This is a genomic window from Lacinutrix iliipiscaria (assembly GCF_042686125.1).
Lineage (GTDB): Bacteria > Bacteroidota > Bacteroidia > Flavobacteriales > Flavobacteriaceae > Oceanihabitans > Oceanihabitans iliipiscarium.
This window is the reverse complement of sequence record NZ_JBHUOV010000001.1, coordinates 1,511,190-1,535,172: the sequence shown is the minus strand read 5'-3', so window position 1 is coordinate 1,535,172 and position 23,983 is coordinate 1,511,190. Positions and strand designations below refer to the sequence as shown.

The following is a 23,983-nucleotide window of genomic DNA, read 5'->3' as shown; positions in this document are numbered from 1 at the left end:
TCCAGCGGATTTTTCGCCACAAGTGGCTCATCCGAAGCTAAAAATAGCTTCAGCTCAATCCGCAAAAAATCATACACGAACACGATGAAACACATTCGCCAAAGGCGAACTTTAATTACTACGTGCTGCGCACTCTCGTCCTTAAAGTAAATGTGTTTCATCTCAGGGTTAAACCAAATTACTAAGTCGTAGTTTATCTAAGAATATCGCCTTTTGCGAGCTTCGAGCTAAAACGTGTAGCATCGTTGGTTAAATGTAATTTGGTACAGCTATGATAACTCCCAATAAAATAAAATGGCAATTTACGATGATTTACATCATCTAATTGATGAACAATTCAATGATTTTAGTGGAAGAGGCTTATCATAGAATTGTTATCCATTTTATTGTATCTTCGTTATAATAGCTGAACTACGCTTAACCCTGAGTTGTGTGCAATTTGGCTACGTTACCAAGATTTGGTATATTTGAGTAAAATTATAGCCAAAATGGGAAAAAACACCTCAATATCACTAGGAAATCATTTTGAAGATTTTATCAGAGAAGAAGTAAATTCTGGTAGATATGGTTCAGTTAGTGAAGTAATTCGTTCCGCATTGCGTTTGTTAGAACGTGAAGAAAAAAAAGAAAGAGAACTTATTAAAGCTCTCGAAGTTGGAGAAAATAGCGGATTTGTTGAAAATTTTGATCCAAAACAACATTTGAAAGAATTACATCGTAAACACTTATGAGTAAAAACAAATATCGCATAAGCCAACAAGCGATTGAGGATTTGGATAAAATTTGGATTTATACATTTAACAAATGGTCTAAAGAACAAGCAGACAGATATTTCGATTTAATAATGGCAGAAATTGATTTTATTGCGGACAACTATCTGATTGGAAAATCAGCTGAACAAACCCGAAAAAATTATCGAGTAACGAAAATCAAATCGCATCTGATTTTTTACAGAAAAGTTGAAAATGAAATTGTAGAAATCGTCAGAATTTTGCATCAGAGAATGGATAATAAAAAACGTCTGAAATAAAAAAACTGCACACAACAACGTGTATAACCAATTGCTTAGTTTGGGTGTACTCGGAAATTCCTAACGGAATTTCCTACTGGTTCGGTTTCTTTTGCTAACTTAGTTCTCACCAACGCAACTAGCCATACACAAACACGTTGGGCAACATACGGTGAAATTGATGAAATTGAAAAATCATACAAAAATAGAAACGTCAAAACCAGATAAAACCACATTAAAAAAGATTCAAGAATTAAGAATATTTGTTGATTTTGTGTCAAATCTTGAATTCGCAACTGAAGATAATAAGACAAAAGCAAAAGAAATAAAATACTTGATTGAAAATATTCATAATTATAAAACTCATAGAAACTGGAATATTTGTTTGGATATTTATGACCGAGAAATTCAAAACGGAATTAAAAGTGAGGGAATTTATTGGAGAAAATGGTCTGTATTTTTTGAAAATGAGATGTTGGAAATAGTAGCTGAATCAAATCACACAACAGAAGATTTAGGTCATTATGGTGATGATTTTTGCTATTATGGAACATTACTTTTTGCTGAAAATATAAAAGAACAAAGAACTTATTTCGATGTTGATATCAATGAATTTATTAAAGACTCAATGAATTATGAAAAATATGTTACAGATTCATTAAATGATTTGAAAATCGACATTGATATTTGGGAATAAAGTACGATTGCCCAACAACGTGTATAGTTCATGCTTACACCTGAACTTCGATTTTAATTTATATCTTTAAACAAACAAGTATGTTTTTCTTGGAAAATTAGCAAGACTCAGCCTTGCTCCTTTTTTCCATCGGATTTTTCGCCACAAGCGGCTCATCCTAGCGCAAGGCGCTTCGGCTGAAAATCCGCACGAAACCATACACAAACACGTTGTGCTTCATTATAACCAACCAATAACCAATGATAAAATTCTTTAGAAAAATTAGACTAAACTTACTTTCGGATGGAAAAACTGGAAAGTACTTCAAATACGCTATTGGTGAAATTTTCCTCGTTGTTATAGGTATTCTCATTGCATTGCAGATTAATAACTGGAATGAAAACAGGAAATTAGAAAACAATAAACAAAAACTATTGCTTGCATTAAAACAAGAACTTCAAATTAATAAAGGAATATTAGAAAATTATTTAATTGGACTTCATAAAAATAATTCTCAAGTAAATAAGCTTATCAATTATTCGGCTGGAGCTCAAGAATTACCAATTGATAGTGTTAGAATCTATGCTTCTACTCTATCTTACCCAATAAAACTATCCTTATTAAATTCGGTTTTCGAAGAGGCTATTTCTGCAGGTAAATTTGAGATTTTAGGGGATAGTCTAAAACAAACTCTTTCTTTTTTAAAAGATTTTACTAAATCCAGAAATGATATCAATGATAAAGGTGATAATCTTCATTTTAATAATAGTGGAAATAACACCGATTTAATAATGATTCTAGATGTTTATAATTTGGATGGTAATGAAAATTACAATTTGCATCCACCAATAACAAAGCATCCAGATTTTGTAAAAAACGATGAGGATTTTATTAAGTATATAAAATCTTCAGATACATATGCCAAAATAAGCAAAGTCCATTATTTTAATGTTTTAGATGAAGATTGGATTAAAAATGGTCTATTATGGTTAACAACTGAAAACATTAGACGGATTGATAAAGAGTTAAGTAAATAGAGAAAAAAATGAAGTTATTCAGAAAAATAACGAAAGTACAACAACGTGTACAATTAATTGCTCGCAATGTTGGTTAAGTGAACGAGCTAACTTTAATTCGTATATTAGTTTCGCGGAAAATTAGCAAGTCAGAGCCTTGCCATTTTCCTCCAGCGGATTTTTCGCCACAAGTGGCTCATCCGAAGCCAAAAATAGCTTCGGATCAATCCGCAAAAAATCATACACGAACACGTTGTGCTTCATTATAACCAACCATTAACCAATGATAAAATTCTTTAGAAAAATTCGTCAAAACTTGCTGATGGAAAATAAAACTGGAAAGTACTTTAAATACGCCTCAGGTGAAATATTTCTCGTGATGATAGGTATTCTTTTAGCACTACAAGTGAACAACTGGAATGAGAGGCGAAAAGGCAGAATTCGAGAACAAAAAATATTGGTACAACTAAAAAGTGAATACGAAGCCAATCTTGCACAGCTTGAAGAAAAAATTTATATGCGAAATAGAGCCATCGAAGCCTCTCATAAATTACTGAGTTTTGTAGACAATCCAGAAATTTTTGATGAAGAAACTTTTTATACATCTTGGTGGCATATAATGATAGACCCCACTTTTGATCCAATAAAAAATGACATCATAGGCACAGATAAATTACAGCTGATACAAAACGAAAAGCTTGTATCGCTTTTATCTAACTGGTCATCTGAAGTATACCAAGTACAAGAACAGGAAAAGCAATATCAAATATTTCGAAACCAATTTATTATGTCTTTGAGTATTGGATCGGGCACATCACGAAATCTAAATAATAACATTTGGAAAGATGGCTATTCTCCAGTAGAAGCTTTAGACAAGTCTTCTAGTTTAAAATTTAGAATAAACCCATCTAAAAGGAAAATAGACTTCAAAGAGATTTTGGCAGATCCTGAACAAGAGGACATTCCGGCTATAGTCATTTCATTCCATCAAAATGCTAATATTCAATCAGTTACTCTGCGAAACAGAATTATTGAAATGCTTGATATTATAAATTCAGAGATAAAAAAATGATTAAGTTCTTTAGAAAAATACGATACGACCTTATGGAGAAAAATAAAACTGGAAAGTATTTTAAATATGCTTTTGGTGAGATTATACTTGTTGTTATCGGAATTTTGATAGCACTTACATTAAGCAATTGGAATGATCATAGGAAAGAAAGAATTAAAGAAAAATTAGTATTAAAAGAAATTTCTAATTCAATTAATTCAGACCTTAAATTTTTTGAGAATACACTTGATTATCGATTAGGATTAAAAAAAGAAGGTCTTGATGAATTAATGAGAATGATTGGTGAGAATGAAAAAGCTGTTTCTTATGACACTATTATGAAGTTTTACGATAAATCCGAAACCGACATTAGTATTAATTATGATTCTGGACCTTATGATGCAGTGAAAAATTATGGTTTAGAAGTTATTTCTAATGATAGCTTACGAAAATTAATAATTAAAAATTATGAAGTGCTATTTCCTGCATTAAAAAAATTCGGAGACAAAACGCCTGATTTATTAAACCCTTTTATTGAAAAACTAAAAATAAAAGTATTTAAAAAAGTAACGAGTCAAAATGACAAAAATGTTTGGTTTTTAATTGACACACCTAAAGATGAAGAAATATTAACCAACTCCGATTTCAAAAATATATTAAGCTACCAAGACCGAAAATACTCTAATTATAAAAGTAGATTAAATTATGTAAGAAAAGAAATGATTAAACTTAATGAGAATATAATTAAGGAATTGGAACATCTAAACAAAAAATAACAAAAGCACAACAACGTGTATAATTAATTGCTGGTTCTAGCCTACTTACGAAAATCCTCGCGGATTTTCTATTCGGTTTTTATTTGCTAATTTATGTGCTTAAACCACGCAACAAACCATACACAAACACGATGATTTACATCATCTAATTGATGAACAATTCAATGATTTTAGTGGAAGAGGCTTATCATAGAATTGTTATCCATTTTATTGTATCTTCGTTATAATAGCTGAACTACGTTTAACCCTGAGTTAGCCTTCATTATGACCAACCAATAAACTAATGATAAAATTCTTTAGAAAAATTAGACAAAATTTACTTTCAGAAGGTAAAACAGGAAAATATCTAAAATACGCAATTGGTGAAATTGTTCTTGTGGTTATTGGTATTTTGATTGCGCTTCAAATCAATAATTGGAACCAAAAACGAATCCAAAAGCTTGAAGAACAAACCATTGTAAAAAACATTCATACTGAATATTTGCAAAACAAATCGATTTTAAAAAGAAGAATTGAGGAAGCTGAATTATGTGAGGCAGCCCTTAAACAATTAATGAACATTATGGGTAAAGACGAAGATTATCTTAAAAAGCAAAATGTCGACAGTTTACTTTTTATTGCCTTTGACCCTCCTATATTCAGACCCTCGGAAAACACCATTTCTGGTCTCATACAATCAGGGCGTTTGGATTTGCTCCAAAATAAGGAATTAGTTAATTTAATATATAATTGGGGACGAACGATGAAGGCGTTGACAGATAGAACAACAAGGTTTACTTCAATATCTGATAACGAGATTTCTCCCTACTTATCAAAAAAATATTCCTATAAAGATATCGATGCCTATGGTCCATTAAATTGGAAAGAAAAATCAAACCTGAAGGTGAATAAATTTCAAATTTTTAAAGAAATTGAATTTGAAAATCTTACTGACAATTTTTTATACTGGATGGTAGATAACAAAAATCTGTTTATAGAATTAGACCAATTGATTGATAAAATTCTTAAGGAAACTCAATATGATTAAATTATAAATAACGAAAGCACAACAACGTGTATAGTTAATTGCTTTGGCAAGTGCTTATTTGGAAAATTCCTTCGGAATTTTCTCTGGCAAGTATTTGTTTACTAAATTAGTTGCTTAACCACGCAACTAACCATACACAAACACGATGAAACACATTCGCCAAAGGCGAACTTTAATTACTACGTGCTGCGCACTCTCGTCCTTAAAGTAAATGTGTTTCATCTCAGGGTTAAACCAAATTACTAAGTCGTAGTTTATCTAAGAATATCGCCTTTTGCGAGCTTCGAGCTAAAACGTGTAGCATCGTTGGTTAAATGTAATTTGGTACAGCTATGATAACTCCCAATAAAATAAAATGGCAATTCACCATGATTTACATCATCTAATTGATGAACAATTCAATGATTTTAGTGGAAGAGGCTTATCATAGAATTGTTATCCATTTTATTGTATCTTCGTTATAATAGCTGAACTACGTTTAACCCTGAGTTGTGCTTCATTATGACAAACCGCTAACCAATGATTAAATTCTTTAGAAAAATTCGCCAAAACTTGCTTATGGAAAACAAAACCGGAAAGTATTTTAAATATGCTATTGGAGAAATAGTGTTGGTGGTTATAGGAATTTTAATTGCATTACAAATTAATAATTGGAATGAAAACCAAAAGTTAAAATCAAGGACTCAAGATTATTATGCTCAATTATTAGACGACCTGAACAATGATATAATCTCTACTCAAAGTATTATTAAAGAATTCAGTAATCATCAAAAAGAATATAACAATTACATAAGCTCTTATGACAAAAAAGGGTTGACACCAATTAAAGCTTATGAACAGATTTCTAAACTTGCTCTAATATATTCACCTATAACGTTCAATACAAATACTATCGAATCACTTCAGGGCAGTGGTGATATTGGCTTAATTCCGTCACACATAAGAAATAAATTAATGAACTTAACACGTCTACAAAAAACTACCATAAAGCGCTTTGAAGACACAGGTAAAGGGCAACTAGAAATAACTCAAAAATTAAGTGGTTTATTAGGGGCAACTACTCTACCTAAAAGGCTGGTAAATCAACCTGAAATGAAAAAATTTTTAAATATTGATAAAAATTTAAAGGAACTGATTTTAGTTTATGAAGGCTTACATCGTTGGAAAAGTATAGCTCAACTCGAATCTATTGACAGATTAGAAAATATACAAAAGGAAACAGGTGTTATTATCGAACTAATAAATAAGGAACAAAACAAATAACGAAAGCACAACAACGTGTATAGTTTATGCTAACTCATAAATTTCAATTTTAATTTATGAGTTAGTATACATTTGAGAACTTATAACATTAAAAACCAAATTATTTTATTAAATTATTTTAACGCATAATAAAACTTAACAATGTTTCCTTTTTCATTTAATCATATAGCACTTTCTGTAAAAGATGTCAATGAATCTATTGAATTTTATCAAAAGGTACTTCATCTTATAGAAATTAAGAATACTGCTTCAGAATCAAAAACAAGATGGTTATCACTTAATGAGGGAAAACAACTTCATCTTATTCCTCGTCCAAATTCTGAAATAAAAACTAATAAGGCTGTACATTTTGCCTTAACTACATCTGATTTAGATTCTTTTATAACTAATCTAAAAGAATTACAAATTGATTACTCTGATTGGCTTGATAAGCCTAACAAAGTATACATACGCAAAGATGGGATTAAACAGATTTACTTTCAAGACCCAAATGGATATTGGATTGAAATAAACGATGATGTCCAATAAAAAACGTATGCCAACAACGTGTATTGTTCATGCTAACACATGAACTTCAATTTAAATTTATATCTTTAAACAAACGTATGTTTTCTCGGAAAAATAGCAAGACGCAGCCATGCTTCTTTTTTCCATCGGATTTTTCGCCACAAGTGGCTCATCCTAGCGCAAAGCGCTTCGGCTGAAAATCCGCACGAAATCATACACGAACACGTTGTGCCTAATGCAAAAAAATTCTAAACTTCAATCCAATTTTTAAATTAAAATTATGCTGAATTTGTCCTTAAAAGAATTACAAAAAGATATGCGCATTGCCTATGTAGGAGGTGGTACAGGTGTGTTAGTTTCAAGTATTGTTTGGTTTGTATCTGGAATAGTTGCAGTTTATTCAACAAAAGAAATGAGTCTTCTGACTTTTTTTATGGGTGGTATGTTAATATACCCTTTAGGTATGCTATCTACAAAATTATTCAATAGAACGGGGAAACACCAAAAAAATAATCCTCTTGCCTTTTTGGCTTTTGAAAGTACTGTAATTCTGTTTGTTGGCCTCTTTACGGCTTATTCGATTTTCCAAATAGAAAAACAATGGTTTTTTCCAATTATGCTCATGATAATTGGTGCAAGGTATTTAGTATTCCAATCCATTTACGGAATGAAAATATATTGGATATTAGGGATTTTACTGTCACTATCTGGTATACTATGTTTGATTTCAAATCAACCATTTCATATTGGCGGAATAATAGGTGGAATCGTCGAAATTATTTTTGGAGTTTTGATTATTAAATTGGAAAGAAAATCTATTTAAAAGTCGAATTTAAAAAACACAAGGCACAACAACGTGCATAATTAATTACTAAACAAGTTGGTTATGTGGAAGATTTTATCCTACAATTTGTATATCTAACTAATTGGAAAATAGCAAGTCTCTGACTTGCCAATTTTCCTCCAACAGATTTTTCGCTGTAAACGGCTCATCCCAGCGCAAAACGCTCGGCTGAAATCCTGTACAAACCATACACGAACACGTTGTGCTTCATTATCTAAAACTCGAGTTAATAAATTGTCTTACCTTTCGAGAAACCGCTAACCAATGATAAAATTATTTAGACTATTCGAACTCAATTTTGCCTTTGCAAAATCAAAGTTCTTGTATAGGTTTGGTGATAATACAAATAGTAGCTTAAACATGATTTAATGATAAAGTTTTTTAGAAAAATACGTTACGATCTTATGGAAAAAAATAAAACTGGAAAGTATTTAAAATATGCTATTGGTGAAATTGTTCTTGTTGTTATAGGAATTTTAATTGCATTACAGATCAATAACTGGAATGAAACTCAAAAGGGAAAAATGAAGGCTACCGCTATTTTGAAAGCAATTCGTTCAGATATGGTTAAAGATTTAGAGAGAATAGAAGACTTAAAGCCTTATTGGGGAGAAGAAATATTATACTTTAAGAAAGTATTTCCTTCTTATAAATATCCTATAGATATAGAAAATATTGTAGACCTAGATACTATTAACCAAGTGAATTATTCGACATTATTTGATTATGATGCTCCGTTTCGATCTAACACTAGTGCCTTCGATGCGATGATTGCTGATGGCAATTCTGAACTCATAACAAATGATTCACTATTTATTAATATCCAAGAATTCTATACTTTTAATGTGCCTACTAATGAAAGCCTATTTGAAATTTTAAGGCAACGCTCATCAGATTTAAATTATAAATATGCTCATTTAATAACTTATAAGCCATATGAAAACGTTAGTGATTTAACAGACGAATATTTAATAGCTGATCTTAATATTTATTTTCGATCAAAGAATTTTTATTATTGGAGAACATTTATAATAAACCGAAAAAGTCTTTTAGGTATTATTAATCAAATTGATAAAGAACTAGAACAATAACTGAATAAAAATTAACCAAATCACAACAACCTGTATAGTTCATGCTACTTATGATTAACATGAAGATTTTTCTTACTTTTATTAAAAAGTGTAAAACTGAAAAATCATATACGAACACGTTGTGCTTCATTATGACTAACGAATAAACAAAGATAAAATTCTTTAGGCTATTCGAACCCAATTTTGCCTTTGCTAAATCAAAACTCTTGCAGAGGTTTGGTGAGAATACCAATAGTAACTTAAACATGATTTAATGATAAAGTTTTTTAAAAAAATACGATACGACCTTATGGAGAAAAACAAAACTGGAAAGTATTTTAAATATGCCATTGGTGAAATTATACTTGTGGTTATTGGGATTGTTATTGCACTTCAAATAAATAATTGGAATGAAAACAGGAAGAGTAATGCTACTTTAAAGAACTACTATAATCAAATATTAAGAGACTTAGCTAAAGACAACACTCGTATCTATTCTGATTTATATTATTTAGAAACAAATTTTGAACTTCACAAAGAATTTGTAGAAAACTTACCAACTCAAAAGAGCCCAAAAGCGATTATAATGAGTTCTGAAAAACTTAAATACACGACTGCTGCATACGAAAAGTTCAATGCCAATACAATTGAAACCCTACAAGAGACAGGTGACATCAAGCTTATACCAACAAATATTAGGAATAAACTTATTGAATTAAAAAATGATCAAGATATTATGTTTAAAGCAAGCAATGATAGGTATGAAAACTTTTTAAATGAAATAAGCAGAGCTACAGCCTTAGGATATAATCCCGACCTTCTAAAATTTGAAGGCGCAGATAAAATACCAGAGCAACTTTATGAAGATTTAGGAATAGAAGATAATTATTCGAAAATAGCATTAATAGTGGTGGCATCTTATTTTGCAAAAAACATTGGTGAACAAGATGATTTTAGAATGTTAAAATCTATACAAGAAGATGCAAATAGCCTCTTTACTATCATTAATGAAGAATTGGGTAATCCTTATAAAGATATTGAAAGAGTATTAAGCGATTTCAAAACAAACAACACATTGATATATCAGGGTAAATCTGCCGATGAAATTATTACGATAATAAAAGAACAAGACAGAGACAATCCAGATTATAATATATCAGAAAGATATATAAACGCTTTAGGTTATTATTATTTAAATACACTAAAGCAGCAAGAAGATGCCCTAAAAATATTTAAACTCAATATAGATTTGTATCCTGAGTCGTGGAATCCTTATGATAGCTATGGTGAATGCTTATTGCGTATGGGAGATAAAGAACGTGCAATTAAAAACTATAAGAAGTCTTTAATGATAAATCCAGAGAATGAGAACGCTATTAAAGTACTTTCAGAATTAACAGTAGAAAATTAAAACAACGTGTATAATTAATTGCTAAGCAAGTTGATTAAGAACAGGATTTCATCTTACTATTTGTATATTTAACTAATCGGAAAATTTGCAAATCAGAGCCTTGCCATTTTCCTCCAGCGTATTTTTCGCCATAAATGGCTCATCCAAAGCTAATCATAACGCGAACATGTTAGCCTTTCATTATGACCAACCAATAACCAATGATAAAATTCTTTAGAAAAATTAGACAAAAACTACTATCTGAAAATAAGTTCAGTAAGTATCTAATGTACGCGATTGGCGAGATTATTTTAGTAGTAATTGGTATTCTTATTGCATTACAGATTAATAATTTTAATCAAGAACGTATTGTTAAAGAACAAAACCAGATTATTCAACAAAATTTAAATAAAGAGTTTAGTGAGAATCTAATCGAATTAAACTCTAGTATCGACAGATTAAATAGTGTAATTGAAGGTTTAGATATGTTATTACTACTCATGAGAACTCAGAATAATAATATAACCAATCTTGAATTTGACCAACTCTTGAACAAAACATTTTGGATGCCAAATTGGAAACCGAGTTCATTTGTACTGGTGGAATTAAAAAATTCTGGTGCTCTATCTAAACTAAACAATAATAACTTAAAAACCTTACTATTTAAATGGGAAAGAGAATTTGACCAAATGGAAAACAATAATGTTAATTACAAACAATATGGTGCCGAATATATTGAATTCATAACTAAAAATGGTTCTGTTAGGAATATAGATGCATTAACAGAAAGCACTAAAAACCTACAAAGATCATCAATTGCGAAAAACAACCTTGAGCTTTTAAATAACCCAGAATTTGAGAATAGAGCAGATAATTTCTATTTCCTTTCGGTTAGATTAAGAGAACATTTTCAATCTATTGGAGAAATAATGAAAAACATTATTGAAGTCTCAAACTCTAAATTAAATAAATGATTAAATTTTTTATTTAAATAACGAAAGCACAACAACATGTATAATTCATGCTAACATTTGAACTTCAATTAAAATTTATATCTTTAAAGAAACGTATGATTACTTGGAAAAATAGCAAGTCAGAGCCTTGCCATTTTCCTCCAGCGGATTTTTCGCCATAAATGGCTCGGCCAAGCTCAAGGTGCTTCGGCTGAAAATCTGCACGAATACATATACTCGAACACATTACCTACAAGCTGAACCAGCCGCACAAACAGCCACGAAAAAAACTTGGTATATTAAAACATTAATCGTAATATTGCAATGTATTAATAATAAATAAAAATGGGATTAGCTAAAACCGAAATGTTTACCGACCAACAAAATGAAATTTCTCTTTTTGCGAAAGTTTTTGGGCATCCTGCAAGAGTAGCTATTTTACAACATTTGTTTAAAATCAACTCTTGTGTTTGTGGAGATTTGGTAAACGAAATTGGATTAGCACAACCAACAATATCTCAACATTTAAAAGAACTGAAACATTTAGGCTTAATTAAAGGAAATGTTGAAGGAACAAGCGTTTGTTACTGTATTCACACAGAAAATTGGACAGCTATGAAAACAGTAATGAACGAATTTTTAAATCAAGACTTAACTGAAAAAAAAGACTGTTGTTAAAAAAAATTTTAATCAATTAATCGTAAAATCGCAATAAACAAATATAGTTATGAAGTTATCACAAGTAAAATCAGTATTAAAAAATTTGGGAACGATAGGCTTTCAATTACCAAATGGAGAATTAGTTCCAAGCCATTTTCACGTTACCGAAGTGGGGAAAATTACCAAACATTTTATCGATTGTGGCGGAACGGTAAGAAACGAAGAAGTTGTAAACTTCCAGCTATGGAATGCAAACGACTACGATCACAGATTGCATCCAGAAAAGTTATTGAATATTATAGAACTTTCTGAAAAGGTTTTGAATATAGATGATTTAGAAATTGAAGTAGAATATCAAGCAGAAACCATTGGTAAATTCGGACTTGAATTTGACGGGCAACATTTCTTACTAACCAACAAACAAACCGACTGTTTAGCAAAAGACAAATGCGGTATTCCAGTAGAAAAAACAAAAATAGAATTATCATCCCTAAATGATGAACCTTGTTGTTCACCAGATGGAAACTGTTGCTAAATAACAATTCAAATTTTAAAATAAAATGACAACAACAAAACCAACTCTATTTTCGGAAATAGAAAATGTAATCAACGAATTAAATCCTGAAACAATTTCAATTGAGCGAAAAGAAGTTTTACAACCACTAATTGATTTTATTCAGTCAAAGCTTTCTGAAAACAAAGAAATTCGTATCAATTTCATTTGTACTCACAACTCACGTAGAAGTCATTTATCGCAAGTTTGGGCTCAAACTATGGCTAATTACTTTAATATTAAAAATGTGTCTTGTTATTCTGGAGGAACAGAGGCAACAGCACTTTTTCCAATGGTTGCAGAAACTTTGCAAAATTCAGGGTTTCAAATAAATAGCATCTCAAAAAATGAGAATCCTATTTATAGCATTAAATATTCAGATAATGAGCATCCTATCATCGGATTTTCAAAAAAATTAGATGACGACTTTAATCCTAAATCTGAATTTGCTGCAATTATGACTTGCGATTCAGCCAATGAGGCGTGTCCATTTGTGCCAGGAGCAGAAAAACGCATTCCTATAACTTTTGAAGACCCAAAAGCATTTGACAATACACCACAACAAGCAGAAAAATACAATGAAAGAAGTCTGCAAATAGCAACTGAAATGTTTTACGTTTTCTCTCAAATAAATTCTTAAAATGGCTTCAAAAAAACTAAGTTTTCTCGATAAAAATCTCACGTTGTGGATTTTTATAGCAATGGCTATAGGTGTTGGCCTTGGATATTTTATTCCAACATTCCCAAATATTATAAACTCATTTAGTAGCGGAACAACCAATATTCCAATTGCAATCGGTTTGATTTTAATGATGTATCCACCTTTGGCGAAAGTCAATTACTCACTATTGCCAAAAGTCTTTAGAAACACAAAAATTCTTTCTATTTCACTTATTTTAAATTGGGTAATTGGTCCCGTTTTAATGTTTGTTTTAGCCATTACATTTTTACGAGATTATCCAGAATATATGGTCGGACTAATTCTAATTGGTTTGGCTCGTTGTATTGCAATGGTTTTGGTATGGAACGATCTCGCGGAAGGAAGTAGCGAATATGGCGCAGGTTTGGTAGCATTGAACAGTATTTTTCAAGTATTTGCGTACAGTTTTTACGCTTGGATTTTTATTACAGTGCTTCCACCCTATTTTGGATTTGAAGGAGCAATTGTTGATATTTCAATCGCAACAATAGCTGAAAGTGTCGCCATTTATTTAGGTATTCCGTTTGTAATGGGGATTTTAAGTAGACTGATTTTAGTAAAACTTAAAGGCGAAGAATGGTACACAAAGAAATTCATTCCAACCATTTCTCCAATAACCTTAATTGCATTGTTATTTACAATTGTAGTAATGTTCTCGCTAAAGGGCGAATTGATTGTAGAAATTCCAATGGACGTAGTAATTATTGCAATTCCTTTACTTATCTATTTTACGCTAATGTTTATCATTGGATTTTTCTTTACCAAAGCATCAGGAGCTGAATACGACAAAACTGCATCTGTAGCATTTACAGCAGCAGGGAATAATTTTGAATTGGCGATTGCAGTTGCCATTGCGGTTTTTGGGCTGAATTCGGGACAAGCATTTGCGGGAGTTATTGGTCCTTTGGTTGAAGTTCCTGCATTGATTTTATTGGTTCGAGTTTCTTTTTGGTTGCGAAAAAAATATTACGGAAAAGCCAACGCTTAAAGCCATTCACATTTGCAATTCTCACCAGCCAAGGCTTCACCAAAAATCACAAAAGAGTATATCTTTCTCAATGCTGAAAACTAAGCTGAATGAAAAAAGACAGTGGTCACAACCTATAAAAAATAGCGGTTTAAGTGCAAATCTAAACCGCTTTTGCCTTTAATTAAGTATATTGGTTTCCGAAAAGTTAGCGCATAAAAATCCGCTACTTTATATATAGACCGTCGTACTTCATTATGACCAACCACTAACTAAATGATAAAACTCTTCAGACTATTCGAACTCAATTTTGCCTTTGCAAAATCAAAGCTCTTGCAGAGGTTTGGTGAGAATACAAATAGTAATTTAAACATGATTTAATGATAAAGTTTTTTAGAAAAATACGTTACGATCTTATGGAAAAAAATAAAACTGGAAAGTATTTAAAATATGCTATTGGCGAAATTATTCTTGTCGTTATTGGTATCTTGATTGCACTTTCAATAAATAATTACAATAACAATAGACAACAAAGAAAAATAGAACAGGCTTATTTGGTGTCTCTTCAATCAGAATTTAAAACAAACTTAGAGAAAATAAACAATTGTCTCACCGAAAATCATAATCAAGTGAAAGCAGTTGAGAATATGCTTACTTTATTTGATGATAATGTTCGTGACACTATAAGTGAAAAAGAAACATCAGATATTATACACTCAGTTTTTAAAGGAGTTACGACTTATATCCCTTCAAAAGGAGTGTTAACTGATATTATTAGCTCTGGCAACCTCAATTTAATTCAAAATAAAAAACTAAGACAAAAAATTGCATCTTTTGAGAGTACATTGGATTTTTTAAAGATACAAGAAGTTTCAACTCTCGAAATTCAGAAAGAACTGCAAAAACAATTAAATGAAAATGGAAGTGTTCGAAAAGTATTGATTAATAAAGGCTTTAATTTTGAACATCAATCAATTTCCGATAGCGCGAGTAATAGAAAGGTTTTTGGTTTAATTAAATTTGAAAACACTCTTCTGGATTTCTATTTAACAATTAATGCAACAAATGGCCAAAGGTTTTTTGGTGGAATAAAAGAACAAATAGAGCAAATTTTAGTTGACCTTGATTCAGAAATAATAAAATAACCAAAGCACATCAACGTGTATAGTTTATACTTACACATAAACTTCAAATTAAATTTATATCTTTAAACAAATAGAATGGTTTGCTTGAAAAAAACGCAAGACTTAGCCTTGCTCCTTTTTTCTTTTCGCCCCAAGTGGCTCACCCAAAGCGAAAGTCGCTTCTGCTGAAAATATGTACGAAAACATACACGAACACGTTAGGCACAATTTAACAAAACAATCATCAATGAAAATTTACATCATTATTTTATTATCAATATTTACGCTTTCTTCCAATGCTCAAAATCAATATTTGACCAAAAAACAGATAGAGAAAGATTTAGCTATACTTGATAAAATTCTTCAAAAAAAATCCTCTTACCAAGGTTTAAATGGATTTGATTACAGAAAAGATTTTGAAGATTATTTGAAACAAACAGATAACAAAAAAATGAGTCAATCTGATTTTGGATTGTTCTTATCTAAAACTATTGGAAAAATTGGCGACAGACATTCTTACATAAAAGATTATGATTTCCCAGAAACCCTTTATTTCCCATTAGCGTTTGCACCCTATAATGAAAAAGTTTTGGTTCTTGATTATGATAAAGCGAATAGAAAATATGGTTTTCACAATTCGCAATTTCCATACTTAAAATCAATCAATAATATACCAATAGAAAAGATATTACAAAAAATACGTCCGCACGACCAACTTGCCCCAAAAAAATCTCATCTAATTAATGCAGTTAGAGATTTAAGAGATATTGAGACCGTTTTTAGTATTTTGAAAATGCAATTACCAAATCCGCTTCCAATAATACTTGAAAATGAAAACGGAATTGAAAAAGAGTTAGAAATCACATTAGTTTCGGATGATGATAAAGGATATTTATGGGACGAACAATTTCATAAAAAAGACTTTTATTTCTATTATGATGATGAAAAACTCAACAATAAAAAGATTTTAGAACAATTTTTTTCCATTAATAATAATATTGGCTATGTGCAAATATATTCTATGTTAGACAAAGAGGAAAGTCCCGTATTTTTTGAATTGCTAAATGATTTTATGATAAAAGCAAAAGAAACTGACGCTTTGATTATCGACGTTAGGGATAATGGTGGCGGAAGTCGTGATTTGATTAATGAATTAGCTGGATATTTCGTTGATCCTGATTCTGTTTATGTTGTAAACGCAACAAAACAGAGAGGAGTTTTGCCATTAAATGAGGATTTGAAACAACGTTTACACAATCGCTATTTATTTTCAAGAGATGAATTAGACATTAATGAACAAAAAGCGGTTGATAAATTTATGAATTCTTTTGAGCCAATGTATAAATTAGATAATATAAGATTTAGCGAATATCATTATTACATTTTCAATGGTCAAAAATTATCTAAAGATAAATATCATTATGATAAGCCCATTTATATTTTGACCAATGAGAAAAGTTTTAGTGCTACTTCTGTGCTTGTTTCAACTTTAAAAGGACTGCCAAACATAAAAATTGTTGGAGTTAATACCGACGGTTCAAGCGGAAATAGCGAACGCTTTGAATTACCAAATTCTGAACTTCGTGGAAAAATAAGCACAATGGTGTCTTTTCAAAAAAATGGTAAAATATTAGACGGAATTGGAACAGAACCTGATATCATGATAGAGCGGAATTTAAACCAGATTTTCATGAAAGAAGATCATCAATTAAATAAGCTTTTAGAAATAATAAAAGTAGAATAAAAACTATGCCAAACAACGTATATAATTAATTACTTAGCAATGTTGGCTATACGAACGATCTAGATAAAATTCATATATTAGTTACTCGGAAAATTCGCAAGTCTATGCCTTGTTATTTTCCTCAGTAGATTTTTTCGTTACAAGTGGCTCATTCAAAACTAAAAAAGCTTCGGCTCAATCTGCAAAAAATCATACACAAACACGATAGAACACATATAGAAACGACTTATGAAAAAAAGAAGAATTATTGCATTATTACTTTTGATTATTGGACTTGCTTTAAGTGTTGCCTTTATAACAATGATTGAATTTCCTCAAGGATTCGAAGCCTATTTTAAAAGAGAATACTATAACCAATTTGGTCCCTTAGCAATAAGTGTTGAGCTATTAATTGCAAGTTATTATCTTTTTATAGGTCATAAAAAAACGAATTTCACTTTAGCTCTTTTTGGATTTACTGCCTTGCTAGATCCTTTTTTTTAATCAAATAGGGCTTTTCAAAAGCATAGTCCCATTATATGGAACAATAATTTTATCGATTTGCGCTCTGTTTTGTTTATGGTTTGCATTTGCTAACACATTTAAATTAAAACGTTTATCTCATAAAGCAGCTATATTAAGTGTTGTCCTTGGTATTCTTACTGAACTATTCTTCAATTACCTATAATAAGCACTAGCCAACAACATGTTTTGTTCATACGGTTGTCAATTAAACAGAAGATTTTTTCTTACTTTTAAACAAATAACGAAACTGAAAAATCGCGACAGCTGATTGACTGCGATTTTTCTCCAGCGAAATTTTCGCCAATAGTGGCTCATCCAAAGCTAAAATAGCTTGGGCTTAATCCGCAACTAATCATAATATGAACACTTAACCTTCATGATGAAAACATTCTAACCGATGATAAAATTCTTTAGAAAAATTAGGCAAAACTTACTTTCCGAGGGAAAATCTGGAAAATATTTCAAATATGCTATAGGAGAAATAATACTTGTAGTCTTTGGAATTCTAATTGCGCTACAGATCAATACTGTTAAAAACAATAATGACAAAAGGAATGAAGAAATTACTCATCTCAAGAACATTTTATCAGATTTAAAACAAGATAAATCTGAACTAATTAAGATAATTGAAAGAAGAAAATCCAAAACAGAGTCCGCCACGATTATGGAAAATTACTATCATACAAAAAAAGTAGATAGTCTTAATCTCTATTATTTCCATTGGACAAATGTACTCATGTGGGAAACACATAATCCAAGTTTGGTTACTTTTAAAGAACTTATTAATTCTGGCAAACTTTCAACTTTAACAAATGAAAAAGTTAAGCAGTTATTACTTCAAATTGATTATAATTACAATCAAATGTTTGAGTTAAGAAATCATTTGTATCATGATTACACTGATTATTTTTATAAACCATTTGCGGATTTTATTGATTATGAACATGGTCTTAAAGCATTTTTAGAACCAAATAAGAAAATTGAATTATCTAGAGAAGATGTTGAAATTGCACTCGAAAATAAACGCATTAAAAACGGATTTACACTAGCACGTCTTAATAATAATATCTTGAGAGAACAACTCTCAGAAATATTGACTAAAGTTGATTCAACCATTGTTTTAGTTGAAAAAGAGATAAAAAAATAAAAAGAAAATTGGTTATAACAAGGTATAGTTCATGCTAGAACAGTTGATTAAGTATAAGGACTAACTAACAATTTACTATCTTAGTTTGGTAAAAAATAGCAAGCCGCTTCGTCTAAAAATCCGTAAGAAACCATACACGAACACGTATTGCTTCATTATACAAACCATTAACCGATGATAAAGTTCTTTAGAAAAATTCGCCAAAACCTGCTTATGGAAAACAAAACTGGAAAATATTTTAAATATGCCATTGGTGAGATTATACTCGTGGTAATTGGAATTTTGATTGCTCTTCAGATTAATAATTGGAATGAAAACAGAAAAAATAAGATTACTGAAGCTGATTATTACTGTAGAATTTTAGATGACTTTGAACTCAATGAGAGATTAATTAATGAAAATTATGAGCTGACAACCAACAGAATAAAACTCAACAAAGAGCTTATAAAAGATTTAAACAACTTCCCAAATGATAGAAGTACAATCCTGAATAAATTTGTAGCTTCTTTAAGACAAGATGTTTTTGTACCCAGTACCATTACTTTTGAAGATTTAACATCTTCGGGACAATTAAAACTGTTAACAGATATTAAATTAAAGAACAGACTTATTAAGCACAGTACTTTTTTGAACAACTCTTTAAATCAACTAAAAGAAAATCGGTACGAAATTGTTAAAAGATATACGGATTTTGAGCTTATAACTGAATTAGGGTATCAAGATATTGAATATGTAAAGCAAGAACTTGACAAGGAACATATTGATTTCTTGCCAAACATTAATTGGACAAACGACCCTACTCACCCAATATTCATAAAATTTCAAGATAATCTTGTTTTTATTTTGGGTATGCAAATTAGGCAGAAACAACACCTTTCTAATTTAAAGAAGGAAATTCAAGAACCTATAGAGCTACTAAAAAACAAAAAATGCAAATAGAGAAATTTAGACCACATATATAACCACACGTTTACCCATGATAAAGTTCTTTAGAAAAATTCGCCAAAACCTACTTATGGAAAACAAAACTGGAAAGTATTTTAAATATGCTATTGGAGAAATTATTCTGGTTGTTATTGGTATTTTAATTGCATTACAGATTAACAATGCGAATGAAAATCACAAATCAGCTCAACAAGAAAATCTTTACTTAAATAGACTTCTTATAGAAAACAAAGATGACATCAATACATTCAAGAACAATATTTCTGATTTAAATAAAGGAATACAAACTATTGAAAAACTATCATTGGCTTTAAACTCTAATTTATATTCTGACCAAGATCTTATTAAAGCAGCAAATGGTTTTTTTGCTTACGGAAGTATATACCCTATCTTCTCCTCTTCAACTTCAACTTTTGACGACCTTTCGAGTACAGGAAATTTAAAAGATATCCGAAATTCAGATTTGCGAGACGCATTGGTCAAACATTATGCGAAACATAAACAAATTGCAGAATGGATAAGGATTGGAACAGATTGGGCACTTCCTAATGACGCTCCCTTCACATACAATAACAGTATTATGAGATTTGAACCTGCATCAAATTTTTTGTTTGGTGAACAAAATCAAATGGAATTGGCAAAACATTTGAGAAATAAGAAAGTTGAATATATTAATAATGCCGCAATTCATTTTTGGATTAATAAAGATGCAATTGACAAACTTGAGGCATTAATTAAAGACACCTATGAAATTATTAACCAGATCGAAACGGAATTAAACGACTAAATATATTAGCATGAAAAATTCTAAAACAATAATTTGTTTACTTCTTCTTTTGATATTTGTGAGTTCTTGCTCCAATAATATTGAATCCCAATTTAAAGTTGATAAGATTTCTCCTTGGTGCATAATAGGTTTTGACGCTTTAGATAGAAGCCCGAAACAGCGTATAGACATGCTAAAGCAAATGGGCTTCACAAAGTATGGTTATAATAAAGGGAAAGGTGATTTAACTAAAATGAAAGAGGAGTTTAAACTCGCTAAAGAAAATAACATTGAAATAGTTTCAATATTTCTGTGGTTAAATGCTAAAAGAGACAGCATAGGTAAACTGAGTCCACTAAACCAAGAATTGCTAAGTAATATAAATGAAGTAGAATATAAGCCAACAATTTGGTTAAGTTTTAGCAATAATTATTTTGAAGGACTTAACCAAGAACAATCTATAGAACTATCTATTGAAATGATCAAGTTTATCAAATTAAAAGCTGATAAAATGGGATGTAAGTTAGCGTTATACAATCATCATGGTTGGTTTGGAAATCCGCATAATCAAGTTGAAATTTTAGAAAAATTAAATCAAAACTCGATAACTATGGTTTATAATTTTCATCATTCTCAAGAGTATATAGACGAGTTTCCTGAAATTGTAAAAAAAATAAAACCCTATTTATCTTTTGTTAATCTAAATGGCGTAAAAAAGGAAGGCCCTCAAATATTGCCTATTGGGAAAGGTGACTATGAATTTGAAATGGTCAAACTGTTAATAGACCAAGGGTTTCATGGTCCATGGGGCATTTTAGGACACCTTAAAACAGAAGACGTTCAAAAAGTTTTAAAGAGAAATGTTGAAGGATTGAATTTAATGAGTTCAAAATACATTGTAGAAGAAGGAAAATAAAAACTACTCTCATCAACATAAATAATCCATTCGTTTATCGGTTAAGGACTGGATTTTTCTTATTTTTAAATTAAATAACAGAACGGAAAAATCTTAACCCTAACACGTTGTACTTCATTAGGAGTTACCAATGATAAAATCCTTTAGACTATTCGAACTCAATTTTGCCTTTGCAAAATCAAAACTCTTGCAGAGGTTTGGTGAGAATACAAATAGTAACTTAAACATGATTTATAAAAAATTAATAATGGTAATGGTAATGGTAATATATTACCAATTCCTGCAACATTTATATTAGGACAGGATGGAGTTGTTACATGGAGCTATATGAATGTTGACTATAGAATTCGGTCAGAACCTGATGAAATTATTGAAGCATTAAAAAATCTGTTTTAAGAAAGTAAACTTTCCTTAATTTGACAAGATGTGTAATTAATAGAATCTTTAACACCACTACCTTCAGGAATCAAAGATCAAGGGCTTAACAGTAATTCAATATAAAGGATAATATATCTTTAACTTTTTTCTTTTTAGTAATTTTCAGATAAATTAATTGCTGTTTCAATCAATGCCAAATGTGAATAAGCCTGTGGGAAGTTACCTAATAGGCGTTTAGTTTCAAAATCCAAGTCTTCACTAAAGAGTCCCAGATGATTGCTATAAGATAAAAGCTTTTCAAATTGTTTGATAGCCTTTTGTTCTTCTCCAATTTTGTATAGACTATTTATGAACCAAAATGTACATATCGTAAAAGATGAAGATGGCAATCCAAAATCGTCTTGAGTTTTATATCTGTATAATAATCCATCATTAGAAAGTTCGCGTTCAATCGCTTTCACAGTGCTCACATATTTTGGATGTTTGGCATCAATAAAACCATAAGATTCCATCAATAAAACAGAAGCATCTAAATCATCTGAACCATAAGCTTGAGTAAATGCTTGTGCAGAATCACTCCAAGCGTGTTCCATAATATCTTTATGAATTTCTACTTCTAGTGACTTCCAATGAGCGATCTTAGACGTTTTACCTAAGATTTCAGCAACTTTTATAGCCTTATCAACAGCTGTCCAACATAGAACTTTAGAAAAAGTAAAATGCTGGTCTTCCGATCGAAACTCCCAAATTCCTTTATCCGCTTCTCGCCAGTGCTTGTTTACCACCCAAACAATCCCTTTTGTAATACTCCAAAGCTCTTCACCATTTTCAATATCATTATTAAAACTCTGTAATAATTGATGAATCATATCCATCAGAATCCCATAAATATCATTTTGTTTCTGTTTATACGCAGCATTTCCAATTCTTACAGGACTAGAATTTTCATAACCTGACAAATGATCTAAAAACTCTTCAGTTAGCTTCTTCTCACCATTAATTCCGTACATAATCTGAAGTTTTTCGTCCTTGTCAGGAATCAAATTAACAACAAATTTTATATAGCGTTTTGCAATATTTTTATGCCCCAATTGTGAAATCACTTTTATCACCATAGAAGCATCTCGAATCCAACAAAAACGGTAATCCCAATTCCTGACCTCTCCTATGGTTTCAGGCAAAGATGTTGTAGGTGCAGCCAAAATCGCTCCCGTTTTATCATAACTTAACAACTTTAGTGTCATAGCACTACGAGCGATGTAATTATTATAGCGTTTAAAATTAGGTGTACGTTCAATCCAATTTAGCCAATAGGCAGTAGTACGCTCGTACTCTGAAAATGCCATGTTTAAATTAGGTACAAATAATTTTTCGTTATACCCTACTAAGAAAAAGTGGTCGGAAATAATTGTAATAGAATGACCTCTAACAACAGCTTCTTTATTAAAATCAGTATATAAAAACAAGGTATCAAAAACATCATCATTGGTTAAACTAACCACAAAATCGTTTTTTATATAAGTATTGGTAACACCTTTGGCATATTCTAACTTTGGATTATATACAACTTTTAAGCTAGGCTTTCCAGAAATATGTTTGATATGTCTAATTAATTCGGGAGGCGAATGATATTTACCATTTTCTTTATAATACCTTGGCATGAAATCGTGTACCTCAAAAGCGTCCAATCCATTACTAAAAGAAGTTATTAAAATGGCCGTATTTTCTAGATAGTATTGTTTAATTTTATAACTATCGTCTACTACAAAACCAAAGGAACCACCAATCTTTTCATCCAAAAGTTTTCCAAAAACTGAAGGTGAATCAAATTGAGGTAAACAACACCAATCGATTGAGCCTTCTTTAGAAACTAATGCAGCACTTCTACAATTTCCAATTATGCCATAATCTAAATTATTTTTCAAACACCTTTCTATTTAAAGTAGATAACTCTTTATTTTTCTTTAAATTAACGAAATCAAATTTGTTATAGCAAA

Annotated in this window: 25 protein-coding genes; 24 read left to right on the top strand and 1 reads right to left on the bottom strand. The window is 30.5% G+C overall.

From position 1 onward, the window contains the following. Positions 1-488: 488 nt before the first annotated feature. The 24 genes from ACFS5M_RS07020 to ACFS5M_RS06905 all read left to right on the top strand — a co-directional run bounded on the left by ACFS5M_RS07020 (position 489) and on the right by ACFS5M_RS06905 (position 21,608). Positions 489-731 (top strand): type II toxin-antitoxin system ParD family antitoxin, encoded by a 243-nt coding sequence (locus ACFS5M_RS07020; protein WP_028284019.1) that lies wholly within the window; start codon positions 489-491, stop codon positions 729-731. After that, on the top strand, positions 728-1,030 hold the full coding sequence (locus tag ACFS5M_RS07015; RefSeq protein ID WP_183487146.1) for a type II toxin-antitoxin system RelE/ParE family toxin: 303 nt from the start codon (positions 728-730) through the stop codon (positions 1,028-1,030). The genes ACFS5M_RS07020 and ACFS5M_RS07015 overlap by 4 nt, the downstream gene beginning before the upstream one ends. Before the next feature lie 166 nt (positions 1,031-1,196). Next, the gene (locus ACFS5M_RS07010) at positions 1,197-1,706 is read left to right on the top strand and encodes a hypothetical protein (protein ID WP_183487145.1); all 510 of its coding nucleotides are present in this window, start codon (positions 1,197-1,199) and stop codon (positions 1,704-1,706) included. A gap of 239 nt (positions 1,707-1,945) precedes the next feature. Further along, a complete protein-coding gene (locus ACFS5M_RS07005; protein ID WP_221267558.1) occupies positions 1,946-2,722 on the top strand; it encodes a DUF6090 family protein in 777 nt (258 codons plus the stop codon). Between the two features lie 262 nt (positions 2,723-2,984). Then, on the top strand, positions 2,985-3,773 hold the full coding sequence (locus ACFS5M_RS07000; RefSeq protein WP_379898319.1) for a DUF6090 family protein: 789 nt from the start codon (positions 2,985-2,987) through the stop codon (positions 3,771-3,773). Continuing rightward, a complete protein-coding gene (locus ACFS5M_RS06995) occupies positions 3,770-4,528 on the top strand; it encodes a DUF6090 family protein (RefSeq protein WP_183487142.1) in 759 nt (252 codons plus the stop codon). The genes ACFS5M_RS07000 and ACFS5M_RS06995 overlap by 4 nt, the downstream gene beginning before the upstream one ends. Positions 4,529-4,811: 283 nt before the next feature. Continuing rightward, the gene (locus ACFS5M_RS06990; protein WP_183487336.1) at positions 4,812-5,555 is read left to right on the top strand and encodes a DUF6090 family protein; all 744 of its coding nucleotides are present in this window, start codon (positions 4,812-4,814) and stop codon (positions 5,553-5,555) included. Positions 5,556-6,074: 519 nt separating this feature from the next. Then, complete coding sequence (locus ACFS5M_RS06985; protein WP_183487334.1) at positions 6,075-6,818, top strand: DUF6090 family protein; 744 nt, start codon at positions 6,075-6,077, stop codon at positions 6,816-6,818. Between the two features lie 141 nt (positions 6,819-6,959). Beyond that, positions 6,960-7,346, top strand: coding sequence for a VOC family protein (locus tag ACFS5M_RS06980; RefSeq protein WP_183487140.1), 387 nt, complete (start codon positions 6,960-6,962; stop codon positions 7,344-7,346). A 259-nt stretch (positions 7,347-7,605) separates the two neighbouring features. Beyond that, positions 7,606-8,148 (top strand): DUF7010 family protein, encoded by a 543-nt coding sequence (locus tag ACFS5M_RS06975; RefSeq protein ID WP_379898315.1) that lies wholly within the window; start codon positions 7,606-7,608, stop codon positions 8,146-8,148. Between the two features lie 425 nt (positions 8,149-8,573). Next, positions 8,574-9,260, top strand: a complete 687-nt coding sequence (locus ACFS5M_RS06970; protein ID WP_183487332.1) for a DUF6090 family protein — start codon at positions 8,574-8,576, stop codon at positions 9,258-9,260. Positions 9,261-9,513: 253 nt separating this feature from the next. Then, positions 9,514-10,650 carry a DUF6090 family protein gene (locus ACFS5M_RS06965; RefSeq protein WP_183487330.1) on the top strand — a complete coding sequence of 379 codons (1,137 nt, stop codon included), beginning with the start codon at positions 9,514-9,516 and terminating at the stop codon, positions 10,648-10,650. A gap of 200 nt (positions 10,651-10,850) precedes the next feature. Further along, positions 10,851-11,603, top strand: coding sequence for a hypothetical protein (locus ACFS5M_RS06960; protein ID WP_183487138.1), 753 nt, complete (start codon positions 10,851-10,853; stop codon positions 11,601-11,603). 324 nt (positions 11,604-11,927) lie between these two features. Then, positions 11,928-12,260 carry an ArsR/SmtB family transcription factor gene (locus ACFS5M_RS06955; protein WP_183487137.1) on the top strand — a complete coding sequence of 111 codons (333 nt, stop codon included), beginning with the start codon at positions 11,928-11,930 and terminating at the stop codon, positions 12,258-12,260. Between the two features lie 49 nt (positions 12,261-12,309). Next, positions 12,310-12,777 (top strand): DUF6428 family protein, encoded by a 468-nt coding sequence (locus ACFS5M_RS06950; RefSeq protein ID WP_183487135.1) that lies wholly within the window; start codon positions 12,310-12,312, stop codon positions 12,775-12,777. A 25-nt stretch (positions 12,778-12,802) separates the two neighbouring features. After that, a complete protein-coding gene (locus ACFS5M_RS06945; RefSeq protein WP_183487133.1) occupies positions 12,803-13,435 on the top strand; it encodes an arsenate-mycothiol transferase ArsC in 633 nt (210 codons plus the stop codon). Position 13,436: 1 nt separating this feature from the next. Further along, a complete protein-coding gene (arsB, locus tag ACFS5M_RS06940) occupies positions 13,437-14,483 on the top strand; it encodes an ACR3 family arsenite efflux transporter (protein ID WP_183487131.1) in 1,047 nt (348 codons plus the stop codon). Positions 14,484-14,878: 395 nt separating this feature from the next. After that, entirely contained in the window at positions 14,879-15,607 is a 729-nt protein-coding gene (locus tag ACFS5M_RS06935) for a DUF6090 family protein (protein ID WP_183487129.1), read from the top strand. A 226-nt stretch (positions 15,608-15,833) separates the two neighbouring features. Then, positions 15,834-17,330: a S41 family peptidase gene (locus ACFS5M_RS06930; RefSeq protein WP_183487127.1), complete on the top strand. Its 1,497-nt coding sequence runs from the start codon at positions 15,834-15,836 to the stop codon at positions 17,328-17,330. A gap of 228 nt (positions 17,331-17,558) precedes the next feature. Continuing rightward, positions 17,559-17,813 carry a hypothetical protein gene (locus ACFS5M_RS06925; protein ID WP_221267555.1) on the top strand — a complete coding sequence of 85 codons (255 nt, stop codon included), beginning with the start codon at positions 17,559-17,561 and terminating at the stop codon, positions 17,811-17,813. Between the two features lie 418 nt (positions 17,814-18,231). Continuing rightward, the gene (locus ACFS5M_RS06920; RefSeq protein WP_183487125.1) at positions 18,232-18,981 is read left to right on the top strand and encodes a DUF6090 family protein; all 750 of its coding nucleotides are present in this window, start codon (positions 18,232-18,234) and stop codon (positions 18,979-18,981) included. Between the two features lie 174 nt (positions 18,982-19,155). Further along, entirely contained in the window at positions 19,156-19,920 is a 765-nt protein-coding gene (locus tag ACFS5M_RS06915; protein WP_183487124.1) for a DUF6090 family protein, read from the top strand. Between the two features lie 76 nt (positions 19,921-19,996). After that, positions 19,997-20,713: a DUF6090 family protein gene (locus ACFS5M_RS06910; RefSeq protein WP_183487328.1), complete on the top strand. Its 717-nt coding sequence runs from the start codon at positions 19,997-19,999 to the stop codon at positions 20,711-20,713. 10 nt (positions 20,714-20,723) lie between these two features. Then, entirely contained in the window at positions 20,724-21,608 is an 885-nt protein-coding gene (locus ACFS5M_RS06905) for a sugar phosphate isomerase/epimerase family protein (RefSeq protein WP_183487122.1), read from the top strand. Between the two features lie 530 nt (positions 21,609-22,138). On the opposite strand, the gene ACFS5M_RS06900 is transcribed toward ACFS5M_RS06905, so the two are convergent. Beyond that, a complete protein-coding gene (locus ACFS5M_RS06900; protein ID WP_183487120.1) occupies positions 22,139-23,911 on the bottom strand; it encodes a glycoside hydrolase family 15 protein in 1,773 nt (590 codons plus the stop codon). Positions 23,912-23,983 lie beyond the last annotated feature (72 nt).

Bases quoted from the DNA above. Each gene is read 5' to 3' on its own strand.
- ACFS5M_RS07020 (WP_028284019.1), top strand. From the start codon at position 489: ATGGGAAAAAACACCTCAATATCACTAGGAAATCATTTTGAAGATTTT.
- ACFS5M_RS07015 (WP_183487146.1), top strand. From the start codon at position 728: ATGAGTAAAAACAAATATCGCATAAGCCAACAAGCGATTGAGGATTTG.
- ACFS5M_RS07005 (WP_221267558.1), top strand. From the start codon at position 1,946: ATGATAAAATTCTTTAGAAAAATTAGACTAAACTTACTTTCGGATGGA.
- ACFS5M_RS07000 (WP_379898319.1), top strand. From the start codon at position 2,985: ATGATAAAATTCTTTAGAAAAATTCGTCAAAACTTGCTGATGGAAAAT.
- ACFS5M_RS06995 (WP_183487142.1), top strand. From the start codon at position 3,770: ATGATTAAGTTCTTTAGAAAAATACGATACGACCTTATGGAGAAAAAT.
- ACFS5M_RS06990 (WP_183487336.1), top strand. From the start codon at position 4,812: ATGATAAAATTCTTTAGAAAAATTAGACAAAATTTACTTTCAGAAGGT.
- ACFS5M_RS06985 (WP_183487334.1), top strand. From the start codon at position 6,075: ATGATTAAATTCTTTAGAAAAATTCGCCAAAACTTGCTTATGGAAAAC.
- ACFS5M_RS06980 (WP_183487140.1), top strand. From the start codon at position 6,960: ATGTTTCCTTTTTCATTTAATCATATAGCACTTTCTGTAAAAGATGTC.
- ACFS5M_RS06975 (WP_379898315.1), top strand. From the start codon at position 7,606: ATGCTGAATTTGTCCTTAAAAGAATTACAAAAAGATATGCGCATTGCC.
- ACFS5M_RS06970 (WP_183487332.1), top strand. From the start codon at position 8,574: ATGGAAAAAAATAAAACTGGAAAGTATTTAAAATATGCTATTGGTGAA.
- ACFS5M_RS06965 (WP_183487330.1), top strand. From the start codon at position 9,514: ATGATAAAGTTTTTTAAAAAAATACGATACGACCTTATGGAGAAAAAC.
- ACFS5M_RS06960 (WP_183487138.1), top strand. From the start codon at position 10,851: ATGATAAAATTCTTTAGAAAAATTAGACAAAAACTACTATCTGAAAAT.
- ACFS5M_RS06955 (WP_183487137.1), top strand. From the start codon at position 11,928: ATGGGATTAGCTAAAACCGAAATGTTTACCGACCAACAAAATGAAATT.
- ACFS5M_RS06950 (WP_183487135.1), top strand. From the start codon at position 12,310: ATGAAGTTATCACAAGTAAAATCAGTATTAAAAAATTTGGGAACGATA.
- ACFS5M_RS06945 (WP_183487133.1), top strand. From the start codon at position 12,803: ATGACAACAACAAAACCAACTCTATTTTCGGAAATAGAAAATGTAATC.
- arsB (WP_183487131.1), top strand. From the start codon at position 13,437: ATGGCTTCAAAAAAACTAAGTTTTCTCGATAAAAATCTCACGTTGTGG.
- ACFS5M_RS06935 (WP_183487129.1), top strand. From the start codon at position 14,879: ATGGAAAAAAATAAAACTGGAAAGTATTTAAAATATGCTATTGGCGAA.
- ACFS5M_RS06930 (WP_183487127.1), top strand. From the start codon at position 15,834: ATGAAAATTTACATCATTATTTTATTATCAATATTTACGCTTTCTTCC.
- ACFS5M_RS06925 (WP_221267555.1), top strand. From the start codon at position 17,559: ATGAAAAAAAGAAGAATTATTGCATTATTACTTTTGATTATTGGACTT.
- ACFS5M_RS06920 (WP_183487125.1), top strand. From the start codon at position 18,232: ATGATAAAATTCTTTAGAAAAATTAGGCAAAACTTACTTTCCGAGGGA.
- ACFS5M_RS06915 (WP_183487124.1), top strand. From the start codon at position 19,156: ATGATAAAGTTCTTTAGAAAAATTCGCCAAAACCTGCTTATGGAAAAC.
- ACFS5M_RS06910 (WP_183487328.1), top strand. From the start codon at position 19,997: ATGGAAAACAAAACTGGAAAGTATTTTAAATATGCTATTGGAGAAATT.
- ACFS5M_RS06905 (WP_183487122.1), top strand. From the start codon at position 20,724: ATGAAAAATTCTAAAACAATAATTTGTTTACTTCTTCTTTTGATATTT.